This is a genomic window from Ruegeria sp. CE12 (assembly GCF_056537525.1).
Genome location: NZ_JBQFRS010000063.1, coordinates 1 through 942, shown reverse-complemented (window position 1 = coordinate 942; position 942 = coordinate 1). Strand labels below are relative to the sequence as shown.

The following is a 942-nucleotide window of genomic DNA, read 5'->3' as shown; positions in this document are numbered from 1 at the left end:
ACGTTCGATTTCCTTGCTCATTTGGCAGACACCAATCCATTCTCGAGTTCGTTGAACAGCGATCTGTGTCATCGTTTAGCCCCCAATTGCCCAACGGGCATATGCCCCACCAAAGAGTTCAAACTTTGCGAGGAAGGCGACCAAAACGACCCAAGCCAAAGACATAGGCAGGAACACTTTCCAACCGATGCGCATCAATTGGTCATAGCGGTAGCGCGGCACAACCGCCTTTACCATCGCGAAGAAGAAGAAGAATACGGCCATCTTAGCGACCATCCACAGCGCGCCATCTGCGACCCCTGGAATGGGCGATAGCCAACCGCCGAAGAACAACAGCGTCATCAGCGCGCACATCAAGAAGATCGCGATATATTCGCCGGCCATGAACAGCAAGAACGGTGTCGAAGAATATTCAACCTGATAGCCCGCGACCAATTCCGATTCCGCTTCGGGCAGATCGAAGGGCGGGCGGTTGGTTTCAGCAAGCGCCGAGATGAAGAACAAAAACACCATCGGCAAATGCGGCAACCAATACCACGAGAACAGGCCGAAATCCCCGTCCTGCGCGCGCACGATATCGCCAAAGTTCAGCGAGCCAGTCGAAATGATTACCCCAACGATGATCAGACCAATGGACACCTCATAAGAGATCATTTGCGCTGCCGAGCGCAAAGAGCCAAGGAACGGATATTTCGAGTTGGACGCCCATCCCCCCATGATCACGCCATAAACCTCAAGCGAGGAAATCGCGAAAACATACAGGATTGCCACGTTCAAATCGGCCAAAACCCATGTATCGTTGAACGGGATCACCGCCCAAGCAATCATGGCCAAGACAAAACTGGTCATTGGTGCCAGAAGGAACACGGGGCGATCCGCACCTGCGGGGATCACGACCTCCTTCACGACATATTTCAGCGCATCGGCCACGGTCTGCAACAG

Annotated in this window: 1 protein-coding gene; it reads right to left on the bottom strand. The window is 53.6% G+C overall.

The window, feature by feature from the left end; genetic code table 11:
• Positions 1-75: 75 nt before the first annotated feature.
• A partial coding sequence (gene nuoH / locus ACR0IO_RS23140) for an NADH-quinone oxidoreductase subunit NuoH (RefSeq protein ID WP_480745205.1) occupies positions 76-942 on the bottom strand: 867 nt, incomplete at its 5' end.